Origin of the sequence: Streptomyces sp. NBC_00433, assembly GCA_036015235.1 — a bacterium.
In the GTDB taxonomy this organism is placed as follows: Bacteria; Actinomycetota; Actinomycetes; order Streptomycetales; family Streptomycetaceae; genus Actinacidiphila.
In genome coordinates this window covers 2967615-2986800 of sequence record CP107926.1, presented here as the reverse complement: position 1 = coordinate 2986800, position 19186 = coordinate 2967615, and the positions used below count along the sequence as shown (strand labels likewise).

The following is a 19186-nucleotide window of genomic DNA, read 5'->3' as shown; positions in this document are numbered from 1 at the left end:
GCGGCCCTCCGGGGTCACATCAGGTGCACTTCCACGCTGTAGCCGGGCGCCAGCACCTGGTTGAGGTGCTCGGCGTGGGCGCCCAGCGCCTGCCGGGCGCCGCTGCCGTCGGCGCTCAGCGTCAGCTGGACGTAGTCGTCGGCGTCCGCCGTGTCGTCGCCGCAGATGCAGCAGCGCAGCCGCTCGGAGACGTCCAGCGGTTCCAGGTCGTCCACAGCGCTCATTCCCACAGTCCGTTCGCCAGCTTGTTCTCGATGTACCGCTCGGTCGCGTCCTTGATCACCGTGGTGGGTCCGCCCGTCGGGTTGGACATGTCACGGACGACGACATCGTATTTGCCGTTGCCGGTCTCCAGGACCTTCACCAGCTGCCCGTCGTTCTGGATGTAGAGGTCGCCGTTCTTCCAGACGTCGTCGACGTCCACACCGCGGCCCAGCCGGTTGGCGCCGTGCACGTCCCGGGGGTTCGTGCTGTCGCCGTCGCCCGGCGGGTCGTCGGGCGGCGGATCGCCGCCGCCGGTCGGGGGCTTGCCGCCTCCGCCGCCTCCGCCGCCTCCTCCGCCGCCCGAGCCGCCTCCGCCGCGCGCCTCGGCGTCGGCCATCTCGCGGTCCAGGGCCTGGGAGACCTCCGTGGTCTCGGCGTCCACCGCCTCGACCTCGGGGACCTCCTCGGCGGCGGAGGCGAGGACGGTCTCCAGCTCGGCGATGCCCTCGGCCGCGTAGTCGGCCATGGCGGCGTCCAGGACGCCGTCCACCGAGGCGAACAGCGCGGCGGCCTCACCGGCGTCCAGGGCCGCGGCGCCCGCGTCGGAGCCGCCGAGCGTGAAGACCGTGCCGAGGACGCCCAGCGCGGTGGTGACCCCGATGGCCAGGCCCGCCTCGGTCATCTTGTGCTCGAACTCGCTGTGCGCCTGGTCGATGGCGTGCGCGAAGGCGTCGCACACCGAGGCCAGCCGGGTGCACGCCAGGTGGGCGGTGGACAGCGGGGCCATGCCGCCGGGGTCGGCGGTGTGCCAGATCCGGCCCCAGAAACCGGACATCGCGATGATGGCCCCGCTGGAGTTGACGTCGGTGATCGCCTGGACCTGCAGGTGCAGGCTCGTACCGAGGTTGTCGATGTCGCCGGCCGCGGTACGGAAGGCGGCGGCGGCGGAGCGCAGCCGGTCCTGGTGCCCGTTCGCCCAGTATTTGTCGATCGGCGGCGGCCAGTGGTTGCTCCCGCCGCCGATCGCCGAGGGCGGGTCCGGGTACATGACGTCGTCGATGACCCCCGGCCACGGGAAGAGCACCAGCGGGTCCTTGGCGGCCTTGGGGTTGGAGTGGTGGTCGGCCCTGAGGTAGTTGTTCGCGGTACGCACCAGCCCGTCGGCGGACTGGCCGATCGCCCTGACGGCCGCCGACAGCGTCTTGAACAGCGCCTTGACCGCCGGGTCGTAGCTCTTGGCGAACTTCGTGCCGTACTTGTCGTCACCGGCCATGCCCGCGGCCGCGTTCAGCGCCGTGGTCAGGGCGTCCGCGATGCCGTCGAGCCGGGTCTGGCCGCCGGCGAAGGTGGCCGCCGCCCCGCTCAGGTCCGACGGCGTGACGTCTATCGGCCCGGTCGGCTCGCCCCAGCTCACTTCCCGCCCCAGATCCGCAGGTTCGCGGTCTCCGCCGCGTGGTAGTTGCCGTGCGCGGTGTGCGTGACGTGGTGCATCTCGCCCAGCATCCGGTGGAGGTCGGCGGACGTCTCCCGCCACTGCGCGAAGACCGCGCGGAAGCGGTCGTGGGCCTCGCCCTCCCAGGCGTTCTCGAAGCGCTTCATACCGGTGTCCAACCTGGTCAGCAGGTCGTCCAGGGTGTCGGCGCTGCCCTTGAGCCCGCTCGCGAGTTCGGCGAGCGCGGTCAGCTCGACCTTCAGGCGCGATGTCATGTGTCTCCCCCGTTGCCCTTCCGCCGCCCTGTGGGCGCCAGGGCGTGTCCGACAAATCCCGTCTGGTCGGCGGCGCCTGGCACGCCCTAGAGGTCCGCGATGCCGCTGCGCGGCGGGCTCACGGCCGGCGGCGCCTCCTGGCCGACCTGGAGCTCGCGGAAGGACTCCAGCGTCTCCAGGTCCTGCTCGCTGAAGCCGTCCCGGCTCAGCTCGACCGCCTCCTTGACGAAGGCCAGCGTCCGCCGCACGGTCACCGCGTCGGCGACCACCCGCCGGTGGATGTCGTGGTATTCGGTGGCCGCGTCGCTGTACCAGCACGCCTCCGCGGCCTCCGCGAGCGACGCCAACTGCCGTTCGATGCCCTCGATCTCCCGCTCGGCCTCGCTCATGTCGCCTGCCAGGCCGGTCAGATCGGCTGATGTGAGCCGGAGCAGCGGCTTGCCCATGACTGTCCCCCATCGGTCCCGGTCAGGGTAAGCGAGCCTGCTCCGGCCCAACTGCCCTCAGCGAACCAGGATTTGGCAAACCCCGGGCAATGCCGCGGTCATCGGCCCGGCATGTCGGGGCGCAGCCACACCGTGGACAGCGGCGGCAGCGACATGGTGAGGCTGTTCGGGCGGCCGTGCCAGGGCGACGCCTCGGTCTTGATCTGGTCGGGCAGCGCCACCCCGCTGCCGCCGAAACGCAGTTCGTCGGAGTTCAGCACCGGGGTCCACACCGCGGCGGGGGAGCCGAGGCGGTAGCCGTCCCGTACGACCGGCGAGAAGTTGCTGACGCACAGCAGCGGTTCGCCCGCCGAGTCGAAGCGCAGGAAGGCGAAGACGTTGTCCTCCGCCGCGCCGCCCTCGATCCACTCGAAGCCGCCCGGGTCGGTGTCCCGCTGCCACAGCGCGGGCGTGGCCGTGTAGACGGTGTTCAGCTCGCGCACCAGGTCGCGCACCCCGCGGTGGTCGCCGGCCGCGGAATACCGCGGGTCGACCAGCCACCAGTCCGGGCCGCTCTCGTGCGACCACTCCGCGCCCTGGGCGAACTCCTGGCCCATGAAGAGCAGTTGCTTGCCCGGGTGGGACCACATGAAGCCCAGATACGCCCGGTGCGTGGCCCGCTGCTGCCACCAGTCGCCCGGCACCTTGCCGACCAGTGAGCCCTTGCCGTGCACGACCTCGTCGTGCGAGATCGGCAGCACGTAGTTCTCGCTGTACGCGTACACCATCGAGAACGTCATCTCGTTGTGGTGGTATCTGCGGTGCACCGGCTCGTGGCCGATGTAGCCGAGCGAGTCGTGCATCCAGCCCATGTTCCACTTCAGGCCGAAGCCGAGGCCGCCGAAGCCGGTGTGGCCCACATGGTGGGTGGCGCGCGTGACGCCGTCCCAGGCGGTGGACTCCTCGGCGATCGTGATCACGCCGGGGCAGCGGCGGTAGACGGTGGCGTTCATCTCCTGGAGGAAGGCCACCGCGTCCAGGTTCTCCCGGCCGCCGTGGACGTTGGGCAGCCAGTCGCCGCCCTCGCGGGAGTAGTCCAGGTAGAGCATCGAGGCCACCGCGTCCACGCGCAGCCCGTCGATGTGGAAGTCCTCGCACCAGTAGACGGCGTTGGCGACCAGGAAGTTGCGCACCTCGGTCCGTCCGAAGTCGAACTCCAGGGTGCCCCAGTCCGGGTGCTCGGCCCGCCGCGGGTCGGCCGGCTCGTACAGCGGCTCGCCGTCGAAGCGCGCCAGCGCCCAGTCGTCCTTGGGGAAGTGCGCGGGCACCCAGTCCATGATCACGCCGATGCCGGCCCCGTGCAGCGCGTCCACCAGGTACCGGAAGTCGTCCGGCGAACCGAGCCCCGGCATCGGGGCGTAGTACGACGTCACCTGGTAGCCCCACGACCCGCTGAAGGGGTGCCCGGCGACCGGCATCAGCTCCACATGCGTGAAGCCCAGGTCCTTGACGTACGCCGTCAGCTGCTCGGCCAGCTCGCGGTAGCCCAGCCCCGGCCGCCAGGACGGCAGATGCACCTCGTAGACCGAGAAGGGCGCGCGGTGCACGGGGGTGTCCGCGCGGCGGCCCATCCAGTCCGCGTCGTGCCACTCGTACGCCGACTCCGTCACCACCGACGCGGTCGCCGGCGGCACCTCGGTCGCGCGGGCCATCGGGTCGGCCTTCATGCCGTGCGAGCCGTCCGGGTGCGCGATGTCGTACTTGTACGCCGTCCCCGGGCCGACGCCCGGCACGAACAGCTCCCACACGCCGGAGGAGCCGAGCGAGCGCATCGGCAGCGAGGTGCCGTCCCAGAAGGTGAAGTCGGCGGCGAGCCGGACACCGCGGGCGTTCGGCGCCCACACGGCAAACCGGGTGCCGGTCACACCGGCGTGCGTCATCGGCTCGGAGCCGAGGGCCTTCCACAGCTGCTCGTGGCGGCCCTCGCCGATGAGGTGGACGTCCAGCTCGCCCAGCGACGGCAGGAAGCGGTAGGGGTCCTCGGTGAGGATCTCGTCGGCGCCGTCGTAGGCCACGGCCAGGCGGTAGGCGGGGACCTCGGCCCCCGGGAGCAGTGCCGAGAAGAGGCCGTCGCCGTCCTCGGCCATGTCGACTCGGTCGCCGTTCGCGGTGACCACCGCCACCCCGGTCGCATACGGGCGCAGCGCCCGGACCCTGACGCCCTGCTTCTCGGGGTGCGCGCCGAGGAGGGCGTGGGGGTCGTGGTGCTCTCCCGCGAGCAGCCGCCGGCGGTCCTCCGCTCCGAGGGTGTCCCCTGCCAGGCCCCCTGCGGGGGTGCTGTTGCGTTCTGGCACGAGGCCTTCCCCTGCCGGGGTGCTTCTGCGCTCAGGCGCCGGGTTGTCAGGGGCCCGGGGAACCGCGCGCTCGGCCGCCGCGCTGGCGCGGGTCGGCACCGGACCGGTGGGGCTGTTGCTGTCGGTTCCGGACCGGCGGCCGGCGGTGGGCTGGTCGCGCAGTTCCCCGCGCCCCTGAGGGGTGCCCTCTGCGGCAGTGGCGGGACGGCGCCCCTGAAGCGTGCCCTCCGGGGCAGCAGGACCGCGGCCCGGAAGCGCGCTCTCCGGGGCAGCAGCGGGCTTCGGGGCGCTGCCGGAAGCGGCGGGGTGGGGGGTGGCAGGGGTGTAGCCGCGGGCTGTGGCCTCGGGGAGGGCGCCGTCGGGGGCGGTCGGTTCGTGGGTCACGGGCGGCTTCTCCTCGGGCGGTGCGGACGGTCAGGTGCGGGCGGGTAAGGGGTCGGGGTCGGCCGGGCCGACGGCGGCTTCATCGGGGTGCGGTCGTGGACAGGCGGGCCAGGGCCGAGAGGGGGATGGGGAGCCAGGCAGGCCGGTGCCGGGCCTCGTAGCGGGCTTCGTAGACCGCCTTGTCCGTCTCGAAGGCCCGTATCAGCACGGGCTGTTCGCGCGGGTCGGTGCCGGAGACGGCAGCGTAGCCCGTGCAGTAGGCGTCCCGGTGCCTGGCCGCCCAGGGGCCGTTGCCGCTGTGGTGGGCGGCGTAGTCGAAGGACCGCAGCATGCCGGCCACGTCCTGCACCGGCGGCGCCGCCCCGCGGCGTTCGGCCAGCGGGCGGGCGGGCTCGCCCTCGAAGTCGATGAGCACCCACTCCCCGCCCGGCCCGCGCAGCGCCTGGCCGAGGTGGAGGTCGCCGTGGATGCGCTGGGCGGTGACCGCGGAGCCGGGGAGCGTGACGGCGCCGAGCTTGGCCAGGTCGTCGAAGGCGGACCGCAGCGCGTCGGCGTAGGGGCGTACCGCGGGTACTTCGGCGGCGGTCTCGTCCAGGCGGCGGGCCATGCCCGCCGCGATGCGCTCCAGCGCCGCGCCGTCCAGCGCCCGCACCGGCAGCGCCGCGGCGAGCGAGGCGTGCACCTCGGCGGTGGCGCCGCCGAGCGCCGCCGCCTCGGCGCGGAAGTCGCCGTCCTCGGCGACGGAGGCCAGTGCCAGCGCCCAGCCGTCGGACGAGCCCGGCAGGAAGCGCTGGAGCACGCCGAGCGTGGTGGGCTCCTCGGCCGCGGGCCCGGGGCCGGGCTCCAGCGACTCGAACCACGCCACCGGCTCGGCGACCCGCCGCGACCCGGCCCTGGCCAGGGCGAGCGACAGCTCCAGGTCGGGGTTGGTGCCGGGGGAGACGCGGCGGAAGAGCTTGAGGATGTAGGTGTCGCCGTAGACGACGGAGGTGTTGGACTGCTCCGCGGTCGAGACCCGCGGGATGAGCCCGGGTGGGAAGACCGCGTGCGGCTCGGCGGTGAAGCGCAGCCGCCCGGTGCGGCCGGGCAGCCTGAGCCGTTCAAGCAGCAGCGCGGCCAGCCGGGGGTCGTGCGGGGCGTCGTAGAGGGTCAGTCCGTCGTAGGGGCCGCCGACGGCCGGGCCCAGCGCGGTGCGCACCAGGGCGGACGGCAGCAGCGGATGCGCGCCGAGCAGCAGTTGGTAGCAGTCGGCGGGGCGCCCCGGCTGCTCGACGTCCACCAGGACGTGCAGCAGCCCGAGCGGTCCGAGCCGGCCGCCGGGCGGCAGCAGCTCGGTCGCCGCGGCCAGCCGGAAGCCGCCGATCGGCAGCCCCTTGCCGGCGAACCAGCGCTGCCGCGGCAGCCAGCTGCGCAGCAGCGGTTCCAGCGAGCGCAGCAGGCCGGGATCGGCGGTGGGGACGGGTGGGTCGGGGACGGCGGGGCGGGCCCCGGGGGTGGTGGAGGGCACGGGGGGGACACGGGTCCAGGAGCTGTCCGACATGACGTCCTTTCCCCGGGGAGTCGCGCACCCGGCCGCCTTGACGAGCGACAGGGGCGCCAGCCTCCCGGATGACGGGTTCGGGCTGTCCGGCGACACGGGGAGCCTGCCCCGGGCGGGTGACAGGAAACCGCCGTACGGCCCGCCCGCGTAACGTTCCGGTTGCCACTTGGCGCACCGGTCGTGCGGTCGGCCCGGCGGAGCCCGCCCTGCTGCGAGCGGGGGTACGTCCGGGTGAATCCGGTTACGCGAGGATGCGTCCGGATACCTCTGGATACTGCCAAAGGTGCGTCAGGCCCGCTACTCGGGCGCGCTCTCGGGGGCCCATCGGGCGCGGGGGGCCGGACCGGCCGGCCCCCCGCCGTCATGACGCGTTGCGGCGCAGCCGGAACCAGTAGAAGCCGTGGCCCGCGAGGGTGAGCAGGTACGGCAGCTGGCCGATCGCCGGGAAGCGGACCCCGCCGATGAGCTCCACCGGGTGGCGGCCCGCGTAGCGACGCAGGTCCAGCTCGGTGGGCTGGGCGAACCGTGAGAAGTTGTTCACGCACAGCACCAGGTCGTCGCCGTCCTCCCGGAGGAAGGCCAGCACGGCCGGGTTGCTCGACGGCAGCTCGGTGTACGAGCCGAGGCCGAACGCGCGGTTCTGCTTGCGGATCTCGATCATCCGCCGGGTCCAGTGCAGCAGTGAGCTGGGTGAACTCATCTGCGCCTCGACGTTGGTGACCTGGTAGCCGTAGACCGGGTCCATGATGGTCGGCAGGAAGAGCCGGCCGGGGTCGCTGGAGGAGAACCCGGCATTGCGGTCGGGCGTCCACTGCATGGGGGTGCGCACACCGTCCCGGTCGCCCAGCCAGATGTTGTCGCCCATGCCGATCTCGTCGCCGTAGTAGAGAATGGGCGAGCCGGGCAGGGACAGCAGCAGCGCGGTGAACAGCTCGATCTGGTTGCGGTCGTTGTCGAGCAGCGGCGCCAGTCGCCGGCGGATGCCGATGTTCGCCCGCATGCGCGGGTCCTTGGCGTATTCCGCGTACATGTAGTCGCGTTCCTCGTCGGTGACCATTTCGAGGGTCAGCTCGTCGTGGTTCCGCAGGAAGATGCCCCACTGGCAGGTGTCGGGGATGGCCGGGGTCTTGGCCAGGACCTCCGACACCGGGTAGCGGGACTCACGCCGTACCGCCATGAAGATCCGCGGCATCACCGGGAAGTGGAAGGCCATGTGGCATTCGTCACCGCCCTTGTGGAAGTCGCCGAAGTAGTCGACGACGTCCTCGGGCCACTGGTTGGCCTCGGCCAGCAGCACGGTGTCCGGGTACTGCGCGTCGATCTCGGCGCGCACCTTCTTCAGGAAGTCGTGCGTGCGCGGCAGGTTCTCGCAGTTGGTGCCCTCCTGCTGGTACAGATAGGGGACCGCGTCGAGCCGGAAGCCGTCGATGCCCAGGTCGAGCCAGAAGCGCAGCGCGGCGAGGATCTCCTCCTGCACCTGCGGGTTCTCGTAGTTGAGATCCGGCTGGTGGGAGAAGAAGCGGTGCCAGTAGTACTGCTTGCGCACCGGGTCGAAGGTCCAGTTCGACGTCTCGGTGTCGACGAAGATGACCCGGGCGTCGGGGAACTGCTTGTCGTCGTCCGCCCAGGTGTAGTAGTCGCCGTAGGGGCCTTCGGGGTCGCTGCGGGACTGCTGGAACCACTCGTGCTGGTCGCTGGTGTGGTTCATGACGAAGTCGATGATCACGCGCATGCCGCGCTGGTGTGCGGCGTCCACGAACTCCACGAAATCGGCGAGGTCGCCGAACTCGGGGAGTACCGCGGTGTAGTTGGCGACGTCGTAGCCGCCGTCGCGGAGAGGTGAGGCGAAGAACGGCGGCAGCCAGAGGCAGTCGACGCCCAGCCATTGCAGATAGTCGAGTTTGGCGGTGATGCCCTTCAGGTCGCCGACACCGTCGCCGTTGCTGTCCTGGAAGGAGCGAACGAGGACTTCGTAGAACACCGCCCGTTTGAACCAGTCGGGATCACGGTCCTTGGCCGGGGTGTCCTCGAAGGTGTCAGGTACGGGTTCGTTGACGATCAACTGAGTGACCCTCCGATCGATGGAGACGGTCGCAGCGACAGGACGTGCGCGGGCGCGCGGCCCGGCTCAAGGCGCACATAGTTGTCTCTGCCCCAGTGGTAGGTCTCACCGGTGAGCGCGTCGCGCACCGGGAAGGACTCGTGCCAGGAGAGGCCGAGTTCCGGCATGTTCAACGAGACGGTGGCCTCCTGGGTGTGGAACGGGTCCAGGTTGACGACCACCAGTACGACGTCGTCCCCGCGTCGCTTCGAATACGCGAGCATCGCGTCGTTGTCCACCGGATGGAATGTGATGTCCCGCAGCTGCTGAAGCGCCGGATGACGGCGGCGCAACCGGTTGAGCGTGGTGATCAGCGGGGCGAGCGAACGCCCCTCGGCCTCGGCCGCCGCCCAGTCGCGCGGCCGCAGTTCGTACTTCTCGGAGTGCAGGTACTCCTCGCTCCCGGGCGCGGCGGGAACCGCCTCGCACAGTTCGAAGCCCGCGTAGACGCCCCAGCTGGGGGAGAGGGTCGCCGCGAGCACTGCCCTGGCCTCGAAGGCGGGACGGCCGCCGTTCTGGAGGAAGGCGTGCAGGATGTCGGGGGTGTTGACGAAGAAGTTCGGCCGCATCCAGGCGGCCTTCTCCCCGCTCAGCTCCCGCATGTAGTCGGCCAGCTCGGCCTTTTCGGTACGCCAGGTGAAGTACGTGTACGACTGCTGGAAGCCGATCTGGCCCAGCGTGCTCATCATGGCCGGGCGGGTGAACGCCTCGGCCAGGAAGATCACGTCCGGATGGGTCCGGTTGATGTCGGCGATCACCTTCTCCCAGAAGACCACCGGCTTGGTGTGCGGGTTGTCGACCCGGAAGATCCGCACCCCGTGCGCCATCCAGTGCCGCAGCACCCGCAGCGTCTCGCGCACGATGCCGGGGAAGTCCTCGTCGAAGGCCACCGGGTAGATGTCCTGGTACTTCTTCGGCGGGTTCTCCGCGTAGGCGATCGTGCCGTCCGCCCGGTGCGCGAACCACTCCGGGTGCTTGTCCACCCACGGGTGGTCGGGGGAGCACTGCAGGGCGAAGTCCAGCGCGACCTCCAGCCGCAGCTCCTTGGCCCTGGCCACGAAGTGGTCGAAGTCCTCGATGGTGCCCAGGTCCGGGTGGACCGCGTCGTGCCCGCCCTCGGGGGAGCCGATCGCCCACGGCGAGCCCACGTCGTCGGGACCCGCCGTCAGGGTGTTGTCGCGGCCCTTGCGGAAGGCTGTGCCGATCGGGTGAATCGGCGGCAGGTAGACCACGTCGAAGCCCATCGCGGCGACCGCGGGCAGCCGCTCGGCGGCCGTACGGAAGGTGCCGTGCCGCGGCGGGGCGCCCTCCTCGACCACCGCGCCCTCCGAGCGCGGGAAGAACTCGTACCAGGACCCGAAGAGCGCCCGCTGCCGCTCCACGTGCAGCGGCAGCGGCCGGGACGCGCTGACCAGCTCGCGCAGCGGGAAGCGGTCGAGCACCGCGACCACCTCGGGGGTCAGCGCCGCCGCGTGCCGGGCCGCCACCGGCCGCGCCGCGTCCCGCAGCGCGTCGGCCGCGGCCAGCACCACGGGCCGCCCGTCGCTCTTGGGCACCCCGGCCGCCGCCCGCTCGTACAGCAGCGCGCCCTCGGCCAGCACCAGGTCGGTGTCGATGCCCGCGGGGACCTTGATGCCCGCCGTGTGCCGCCAGGTCGCGACCGGGTCGGACCAGGCCTCCACCGTGTAGGACCAGCGGCCCTCCGCGGTGGGGGTGACCATGGCGCCCCAGCGGTCGCTGCCGGGCTCCAGCTCGCGCATCGGCGCCCACGGGCCCGAGCGGCCCGCCGGGTCGCGCAGCACCACGTTGGCGGCGACCGCGTCATGGCCCTCGCGGAAAACGGTGGCCGTCACCTCGAAGGTCTCGCCCACCACCGCCTTGGCCGGCCGGCGGCCGCAGTCCACCAGCGGCCGGACATCGAGAACGGGAATGCGACCGATCATTTCCTCACCTGACAGCGCTGGTTTACGTGACGACTTACGTGACGACTTACGTGACGGCATACGGGACGACGACTTCCGCTCTTTTTAACTGCTCTTGGCGTTGTCGGCCTGCCTGCGTGGCCGCGGCCCACCGCGATCACCCGGGTGGCGGTGACAGGGCCGTACGGGTGCCCCCGATCGCGCGAGCCATGCCTTTCGGGCGCTGTGCACCGGGGAGCCTGCCCACGGTCTACGCGCGACACGCACCACCTGACGGCGTTTCGGGAGCGCGCCGCGAGTGCTCTGATCCGCGCCCCCGGTCCGCCCGGGGAGGCCCGGCGGCGGGCGCGTCCGTGGCGTCCCGGCAGGTCCGATTTCGTACCCCTGTGAGCGCCCCCAAATGCGCCCCCGCGTACGCCCCAGGCGGCCGCGGAGCCGCAGTTGTGCTCCCCGCGGGCCGTGTGATTCAAGCCATCAGCATCGCATCGCTCGGGCCGCTTCGCACGGCTCTCGCCAAGCCCTGACCGGCACCGCGGCACGCCCGACCCCGGCGGGACATTTCCTGGCCGCCTCTCGTACAGACGGCTGAACGCGCCCGCGCCCGCACACCGGTGACGCTCACTCCTGTGAGCCGCCGTTCGAGCGTTTGAACCACCGGATCCGGGACAGTACCCGCGGGCTCCGGGCCCGCCGGGCTACGGTCGAAGGGTGAAGGCTATCCGTCGATTCACCGTGCGCACCGTCCTGCCGGAACCTCTGCGCCCGCTGGGGGGTCTGGCCCAGAACCTCCGCTGGTCATGGCACCAGGAGACCAGGGACCTTTTCCAGAGCGTCGATCCTGAGGGCTGGCGGGCAGCCCAGGGCGACCCCGTACGCCTGCTCGGCACCGTCGGCAAGGACCGGCTCGCCGCGCTCGCCGGCGACCGGCGCTTCCTGCGCCGGCTGGCCGCCGCCGCAGAAGACCTCGCCGACTACACCAGCGGCCCCCGCTGGTATCAGGAACAGACCGACCTGCCCGCCGCCATCGCCTACTTCTCACCCGAGTTCGGCATCACCTTCGCCCTCCCGCAGTACTCCGGCGGCCTCGGCATCCTCGCCGGGGACCACCTCAAGGCCGCCAGCGACCTCGGCGTACCGCTGATCGGCGTCGGCCTGCTCTACCGGCACGGCTACTTCCGCCAGACCCTCTCCCGCGAGGGCTGGCAGCAGGAGCAGTACCCGGTGCTCGACCCCAACTCCCTGCCCCTCACCCCGCTGCGCGAGGCCGACGGCACCCCCGCCCGGATAAGCCTCGTCCTGCCCGGCGGCCGCTCACTGCACGCCCGGATCTGGAAGGCCCAGGTCGGCCGGGTGCCGCTGCTGCTGCTCGACTCCGACGTCGAGGGCAACCAGGTCGCAGAGCGGGACGTCACCGACCGGCTCTACGGCGGCGGCAGCGAGCACCGGCTGCTCCAGGAGATGCTGCTCGGCATCGGCGGCGTCCGCGCGGTCCGCGCCTACTGCCGGATCACCGGCCACCCGGAACCCGAGGTCTTCCACACCAACGAGGGCCACGCCGGCTTCCTCGGCCTGGAGCGCATCCGCGAGCTGTCGCTGGAGGGCCTGGACTTCGACGCGGCGCTCGAAGCGGTCAGGGCCGGCACCGTCTTCACCACCCACACCCCCGTGCCCGCCGGCATCGACCGCTTCGACCGCGAACTGGTCGCCCGGCACCTCGGCGACGGCGGCGAGCTGTCCGGCGTCGACACCGGGCGCATCCTCGAACTCGGCATGGAGACCCACCGCGGCGGCGACCCCAACCTGTTCAACATGGCCGTCATGGGCCTGCGCCTCGCCCAGCGCGCCAACGGGGTGTCCACCCTGCACGGCGCCGTCAGCCGGGAGATGTTCGCCGGCCTGTGGCCCGGCTTCGACCCCGAGGACATCCCCATCACGTCCATCACCAACGGGGTGCACGCCCCCACCTGGGTCGCCCCCGAGGTGCTGCGCCTCGGCGCCCGGCAGATCGGCCAGCAGGGCGCGGAGGACGCCCTGATGGTCGGCGGCACCGACCGCTGGAAGGACATCGGCGGCATCCCCGACACCGCGGTCTGGGAGCTGCGCCGCGAGCTGCGCGAACAGCTCGTCGAGGACGTACGGCTGCGGCTGCGCGCCTCCTGGCGGCAGCGCGGCGCCGGCGAGGCGGAACTGGGCTGGACCGACCACGTGCTCGACCCCGACATCCTCACCATCGGCTTCGCCCGCCGGGTCCCCTCCTACAAGCGGCTCACCCTGATGCTGCGCGACCAGGACCGGCTGATGGACCTGCTGCTGCACCCCGAGCGGCCGATCCAGATCGTCGTCGCGGGCAAGGCCCACCCGGCCGACGACGGCGGCAAGCGCCTGGTGCAGGAACTGGTCCGCTTCACCGACGACCCCCGGGTACGCCACCGCATCGTCTTCCTGCCCGACTACGACATGCGGATGGCCCGCCGGCTCTACCCCGGCTGCGACGTCTGGCTCAACAACCCGCTGCGCCCCCTGGAGGCCTGCGGCACCTCGGGCATGAAGGCCGCGCTCAACGGCTGCCTCAACCTGTCGGTGCTCGACGGCTGGTGGGACGAGTGGTTCGACGGCGACAACGGCTGGGCGATCCCCACCGCCGACGGCATCACCGACGAGGACCGGCGCGACGAGCTGGAAGCCGCCGCGCTCTACAACCTGCTGGAGAACCAGGTCGCGCCGCGCTTCTACGACCACGGCTCGCACGGACTGCCGCAGCGCTGGATCGAGATGGTCCGCCACACCCTGACCACGCTCGGCCCCAAGGTCCTGGCCGGCCGGATGGTCCGCGACTACGTCACCCGGCTGTACGCCCCCGCGGCGCGCTCGCACCGGGCCATACAGGGTCCCGCCGCGGTCGAACTGGCCGAGTGGAAGGGCCGGCTGCGCCGCCAGTGGCCGCAGGTGTCCGTGGACCACGTGGAGACCGACTCCGTCGAGGGCACCCCGGAACTGGGCTCCACCCTCACCCTGCGCACCCAGGTCAGCCTGGGCGGCCTCGACCCCGCCGACGTCGACGTCCAGCTCCTCTCGGGCCGCGTCGACGCCGCGGACCGCCTCGCGAACGCGACGGTCCAGTCCCTCAAACCGACCGGCCGGGCCGACATCTCGGGCCGCCACTTCTACGAGGGCCCCCTCACCCTCGACCGCACCGGCTCCTTCGGCTACACCGTCCGCGTCCTCCCGGCCCACCCCCTCCTGGCCACCCCGGCCGAACTGGGCCTGGTGGCTGTCCCGCCGGAAACCGAGGGCATGACGGCGGGCATCCTCCGCTGACCCCCTCCGGGGGGGTGCCTCTTCAGTAAGGGGTGCCCCCTCCAGGGCGCGGGGCGCCACCGTCCGAAAGGGGCTCTTCGGCTCGCCCCGGACCGCCGGCGGGTGGGTGGCTGGTCGCGCCGTTCCCCGCGCCCCTGAAACGGTCACCCTCTGGCAGGGGGCAAGCCATCAGGGGCGCGGGGAACGGCGCGCGCAACCCACCACTCGCCGTCGTGTGCGAACGGACCGCCACCACCCCAGGGGCGCGGGTCGTCGCCGTCCGAAAGGGGCTCTTCTGCTCGCCCCGGACCGCCGGCGGGTGGGGGCTTGTCGCGCCGTTCCCCGCGCCCCTGAAAAACGGTCGCCCTCTGGGCAGGGGGTAAGCCCTCACCGGGGCGCGGGTCGTCACCGGCCCGAAGGGGCTGTTCGGTTCGTGCCGGACCACCGGCGGGTGGGTGGCTGGTCGCGCCGTTCCTCGCGCCCCTGAAAAACGGTCGCCCTCTGGGCAGGGGGTAAGCCCTCACCGGGGCGCGGGTCGTCGCCGGCCCGAAGGGGCTGTTCGGTTCGTGCCGGACCACCGGCGGGTGGCGGGCTGGTCGCGCCGTTCCCCGCGCCCCTGGAAGTCGCCCCCGCGGCAGGCGGCGGCTCGGGGTGCCCCCCGGGCAAGTGGCGGCCGGGGGTCAGGCGGCGCGGCGGCCGCGGGGGGTGCCGGATTCGCCGCGGGCGCGGCGGCCGGTGGCGCCGCCGCGGCCCGCGGCGACTCCGGGGCCGGTGCGGCGGCCGGCAGGGGCGCCGGCGCGGCGGCGCGGGGCGGAAGACGAGGGCTTCGCGGGCGCGGGCGCCGCGGATTCGGGAGCCGCAGGCATGGCGACCGGCGTGCCGGACGGCTTGCGCGCGCCGGTGATCCGCGCGAGGTCGGGATCGCCCGGCCGGACCCGCGCGGTGGCGGGGCGAATGCCGGCGGCAGCCATGAGGCGGGCGTTCTCCCGCCGCTGCTCGGGCAGCACGAGGGTGACGACGGTCCCGGACTCGCCCGCACGCGCGGTGCGCCCGCCCCGGTGCAGATAGTCCTTCGCCTCGGTCGGCGGGTCGACGTTCACGACCAGGTCGAGCCCCTCGATGTGGATGCCGCGGGCGGCGACGTTCGTGGCGACCAGCGCGTCGGCCGTCCCGGCGCGGAACTGGTCGAGCGCCCGGTTCCGCTGCGGCTGCGACTTGCCGCCGTGCAGCGCCACCGCGCGTACGCCCTGGCCGAGCAGGTGCTTGGTGAGGCGGTCGGCACCCCGCTTGGTGCCGACGAACATGATCACGCCGCCCTTGCGGGCGGCGATCTCCGCGGTGACCGCCCGCTTCGTGGCCTCGTCGACGTGCAGCACGTGGTGCTCCATCGTGGTGACGGTCGCCGCCGAGGGGTCCACCGAGTGGGTGACGGGCGCGTTGAGGAAGCGCTTGACGAGCTTGTCCACGTTGCGGTCCAGCGTCGCGGAGAACAGCATCCGCTGGCCGTCCGCGCGTACCTGCTCCAGCAGCTTGGTGACCTGCGGCAGGAAGCCCATGTCGGCCATCTGGTCGGCCTCGTCCAGCACGGTCACCGCGACCCGGTCCAGCGCGCAGGCGCGGCGGTCGATGAGGTCGGCGAGCCGCCCGGGGGTGGCGACCAGCACCTCGGCGCCGGCCTTGAGCGCGGCGCTCTGCCGGTTGATCGACGCGCCGCCGACGACCGCGGTGATCCGCAGCCCGAGCACCTTGGCGTACGGTTCGAGAGCCTCGGTGACCTGCCCGGCCAGTTCGCGCGTCGGCACCAGCACCAGTGCCAGCGGCCGCTTGGCCTCGGCCCGCCGCCCGGCGGCCTTCGTCCTGGTCAGCAGCGGCAGCCCGAACGCCAGCGTCTTGCCCGAGCCGGTCCTGCCGCGGCCCAGCACGTCGCGGCCGGCCAGCGAGTCGGGCAGCGTGGCGGCCTGGATCGGGAACGGCTCGGTCACCCCGTGGGCTTCGAGGGCGGCGACGAGCGCCGGGTCCAGCGGCAGCTGGGAGAAGAGCGTGACGGGCGACACAGGTGACACGGGCGTTTCCTTCCTCGGGCCGCCGGTGCGGCGGCTGCATGCGAGAGGCCCGCACCGTGCGGTGCGGGCCTCCCAAGACCGGGCGCGGCGGCCCGGTGACGCCGGTCAGAGCGCCCGGATGTTCTCCGCCTGCGGGCCCTTCTGGCCCTGGGTGACCTCGAACTCGACCTTCTGGCCTTCGAGCAGCTCGCGGTAACCCTGCGACTGGATGTTCGAGTAGTGGGCGAAGACGTCGGAGCCGCCGCCGTCCTGCTCGATGAAGCCGAAGCCCTTTTCCGAGTTGAACCACTTCACGGTTCCGGTAGCCATAATCCATCTCCTACTGGTGGGGCAGTTTCCAGATCCGCACTGTACGGATCCGGGTCGCTGTAGATGATCACCCCACACCGGAGAATTCCGGCAAAAACAAAAGTGCGCCCGGGGATCGCAATCATCCAGGCGCACGAAAAGTTCTGGGTACCACAACTGCAACAGGATCCACTCTACCAGACCGCCGCCGGGCACCACCCGGACCGGCCGCGGAGGGCCGGTCCGGGCGTTTTCCGCCGTTCGGGCGAATCGGTGGTGCCGCCGGTGTCAGCTGACGTTGACGGCGGTGTCGTCGATCAGGAAGGACGTCGCCAGCGAGGAGTCCTCGGTGCCGGTGAACTTCAGGACGACGGTCTTGCCGATGTACGGGGTGAGGCTGACGGTCCGCTGGACGTAGCCGGAGCCCTTGTTGAGGTTGGAGTAGGAGGCCACCGTGGTGCTGCCGGCCGCGACGGTGAGCTTGTCGTAGGCGGTCGTGGTGGTGGTCTCACTGCTGTCGACGTACAGGTAGAAGGTGAGGGCGGCACTGGTGCAGGAGGCCGGGATGGTGACGGACTGCGACAGCGTGTCGGTGTGCGTGGTGCCGTAGCCGTCGAGCCAGGCCTTCGCCGAGCCGGAGTGGGCCGGGGCGTCGGTGCTGGTGTCGATCACGCCGCTGGAGTAGGTCCAGCCGGCCGCGCCGCTCTCGAAGCCGGGGCTGGTCAGCAGCTGGCCCGCGGTGCAGCCGCCGGTCGTGGACGTGACCGTCCAGGTGAAGGACGCCGTCCCGGTGGCGTTGGTGGAGTCCTTCACGGTGACGACCACGCTGGACGTACCGGTGGTGGTCGAGGTGGTGCCGGAGATCAGGCCGGTCGAGGCGCCGATCGACAGGCCGGAGGGCAGGCCGGTCGCGCTGTAGGTCAGGGCGCCGCTGTTGGTGCTGCTGGCCGCGATCTGCAGGCTGACCGCCGTGCTGACCTTGGTGGACTGGTTGCCCGGGTTGGTCACCGTGACGCCGCTCGGGGCGGTGACCCGGCTGCCGACGCCGATCGCGGCCCAGGTGTTGGCCACCGTGTTGTACGTGGTGCTGTTGGCGCCCCACAGGTCGGCCGCCGCCAGCAGCGACTGGGTGCGGGCCGCCGCGTAGTTGGTGGTCGAGGTGAAGCGCTCGGTGAGCGACTTGTACCAGAGCTTCAGCGCGTTGTCCCGGCCGATGCCCGGCACCGGCAGGTTGTCGTAGGTCGGGCTGTTGTAGCTGACCCCGCCGATGACCTTGGCGCCGCTGCCCTCGGAGAGCAGGTAGAAGAAGTGGTTGGCCGGGCCCGAGGAGTAGTGGACGTCCAGGCCGCCGAGGCTGGAGGACCAGTTGTCCTTCGAGCCGCCGTCCTTGCTGGGCTTGTCCATGTAGCGCAGCGGGGTGCCGTCACCGTTGATGTCGATCTTCTCGCCGATGAGGTAGTCGCCCGGGTCGGCGGCGGTGTTGGAGTAGAACTCCACGCCGGTGCCGAAGATGTCGGACGTCGCCTCGTTCAGGCCGCCGGACTCGCCGGAGTAGTTCAGGCCCGCGGTGTTGGAGGTGACGCCGTGGCTCATCTCGTGGCCCGCGACGTCCAGCGCGGTCAGCGGGTGCGCGTTGCCGCTGCCGTCACCGTAGGTCATGCAGAAGCAGGAGTCGTCCCAGAAGGCGTTGACGTACGAGTTGCCGTAGTGCGCACGGGAGTACGCCGCCCGGCCGTCGTTCGCGATGCCGTTGCGCCCGAAGGTGTTCTTGTAGAAGTCCCAGGTCTCCTGGGCGCCGTAGGCGGCGTCCACGCCCGCGGTCTGCGCGGTCGTGCCGACGCCGTCGCCCCACGTGTCGTCGGCGTCGGTGAACAGCGTGCCGGTGCCCGACGTGCTGTGGTTCAGGTTGTACGTCTTGTGGCCGCCGCGGGTGTTGTCGGTCAGCTGGTAGGTGCTGCCCGACAGCGTCGTGGTGATGCTCACCTGGCCGCTGTACTCGCTGTTGCCGACGCCGGTCTCGATGCCCTGGTATTCGAAGAGCTTCGCGCCCGTGCCCGCGTCGGTGATCACGTGCAGCTGGTTGGGCGTGCCGTCCTCCTGGAGGCCGCCGATCACCGACTCCCAGGCGAGCACCGGGGTGCCGGAGGCCGCCCAGACCACCTTGCGCGGCGAGTTGGCCACCGTCGGCGCCTTGGCGCCGTCGGCCTTCGCGCGCGACAGGGCGAAGGACTTCGCCGAGTCCGCGCTCTTGAGCGCCGTCGTGGAGGCCACCGCGACCGAGGCGTTGGTCGCCTTGTCCACACCGGTGGTCGCGCCGAGGGGGCTCTGGTGCACGATCAGGTCGCCGCCGAGCACCGGCAGTCCTTGGTACGTACGCTCGTAGCGGGTGTGGGTGCTGCCGTCGGTGTCCTGGGACACCGACTTGACGACCAGCTTCTCCTGGGCGCCGAGGTGCAGCGACGACGCGGTGGCCGCTGCCTGCGACTGGGCCCGCGTCGTCAGGGCGGCCTGCTGCGCAGCGTTCAGCGAGGCCGGCAGGGCGCCCGGCCTGGGCTGCGCGTGGGTGTTCGCGGCCTGGGCCGCCGAGCCGGTCTGTGCGGCGGGTTCTGCCGCCGCTGTGCCGGCCGGCAGCGTCACGGCGAGCATCGCCGCACCGGCGACCAGCGCGCCGACGGCTGCTGCCGTACGGGCCGTACGGGGGGATCGTGCCACTCTTCACTCCTTCTGCGGCGGCCACGGGTGCGCGGCCGGTGACAGTCCGGGCGGGTGGGGTTGGTGATCCACCCGGATAGAGCTGTGGTGTTGCTGTGTGGAACGGGCCACAGAGTGGCACTCTTTACTTGTTCATGTCAGTCCCATGGTGCCAACTTGGCTGAAATTCGTTCGGTGTCCGGAGGGTGG

The 19186-nt window shown here is 72.0% G+C and carries 12 protein-coding genes; 1 reads left to right on the top strand and 11 read right to left on the bottom strand.

What is annotated here, in order from left to right; translation table 11 throughout:
• Positions 1-14: 14 nt before the first annotated feature.
• The 8 genes from OG900_12265 to OG900_12230 form a co-directional block, all read right to left on the bottom strand.
• A complete protein-coding gene (locus OG900_12265) occupies positions 15-224 on the bottom strand; it encodes a hypothetical protein (GenBank protein WUH90795.1) in 210 nt (69 codons plus the stop codon).
• Entirely contained in the window at positions 221-1618 is a 1398-nt protein-coding gene (locus OG900_12260) for a hypothetical protein (GenBank protein WUH90794.1), read from the bottom strand. The genes OG900_12265 and OG900_12260 overlap by 4 nt, the downstream gene beginning before the upstream one ends.
• Positions 1615-1911: a WXG100 family type VII secretion target gene (locus tag OG900_12255; protein ID WUH90793.1), complete on the bottom strand. Its 297-nt coding sequence runs from the start codon at positions 1909-1911 to the stop codon at positions 1615-1617. Before OG900_12255 ends, OG900_12260 begins: the two co-directional genes overlap by 4 nt.
• Before the next feature lie 86 nt (positions 1912-1997).
• Positions 1998-2357, bottom strand: coding sequence for a WXG100 family type VII secretion target (locus tag OG900_12250; GenBank protein ID WUH90792.1), 360 nt, complete (start codon positions 2355-2357; stop codon positions 1998-2000).
• A 98-nt stretch (positions 2358-2455) separates the two neighbouring features.
• Positions 2456-4690 (bottom strand): 1,4-alpha-glucan branching enzyme, encoded by a 2235-nt coding sequence (gene glgB / locus OG900_12245; GenBank protein WUH90791.1) that lies wholly within the window; start codon positions 4688-4690, stop codon positions 2456-2458.
• 463 nt (positions 4691-5153) lie between these two features.
• Positions 5154-6614, bottom strand: coding sequence for a maltokinase (locus OG900_12240; protein WUH90790.1), 1461 nt, complete (start codon positions 6612-6614; stop codon positions 5154-5156).
• 361 nt (positions 6615-6975) lie between these two features.
• Positions 6976-8676 carry a maltose alpha-D-glucosyltransferase gene (treS, locus tag OG900_12235; GenBank protein WUH90789.1) on the bottom strand — a complete coding sequence of 567 codons (1701 nt, stop codon included), beginning with the start codon at positions 8674-8676 and terminating at the stop codon, positions 6976-6978.
• On the bottom strand, positions 8673-10658 hold the full coding sequence (locus tag OG900_12230) for an alpha-1,4-glucan--maltose-1-phosphate maltosyltransferase (protein WUH90788.1): 1986 nt from the start codon (positions 10656-10658) through the stop codon (positions 8673-8675). Before OG900_12230 ends, treS begins: the two co-directional genes overlap by 4 nt.
• 687 nt (positions 10659-11345) lie before the next feature.
• Here OG900_12230 and glgP point away from each other — a divergent pair.
• Positions 11346-13955 (top strand): alpha-glucan family phosphorylase, encoded by a 2610-nt coding sequence (gene glgP / locus OG900_12225; GenBank protein WUH90787.1) that lies wholly within the window; start codon positions 11346-11348, stop codon positions 13953-13955.
• A 659-nt stretch (positions 13956-14614) separates the two neighbouring features.
• On the opposite strand, the gene OG900_12220 is transcribed toward glgP, so the two are convergent.
• The 3 genes from OG900_12220 to OG900_12210 form a co-directional block, all read right to left on the bottom strand.
• On the bottom strand, positions 14615-15997 hold the full coding sequence (locus OG900_12220; protein ID WUH90786.1) for a DEAD/DEAH box helicase: 1383 nt from the start codon (positions 15995-15997) through the stop codon (positions 14615-14617).
• A 105-nt stretch (positions 15998-16102) separates the two neighbouring features.
• Positions 16103-16306 (bottom strand): cold-shock protein, encoded by a 204-nt coding sequence (locus OG900_12215; GenBank protein WUH90785.1) that lies wholly within the window; start codon positions 16304-16306, stop codon positions 16103-16105.
• A 267-nt stretch (positions 16307-16573) separates the two neighbouring features.
• A complete protein-coding gene (locus tag OG900_12210; GenBank protein ID WUH95724.1) occupies positions 16574-18931 on the bottom strand; it encodes a M4 family metallopeptidase in 2358 nt (785 codons plus the stop codon).
• Between the last annotated feature and the right edge of the window lie 255 nt (positions 18932-19186).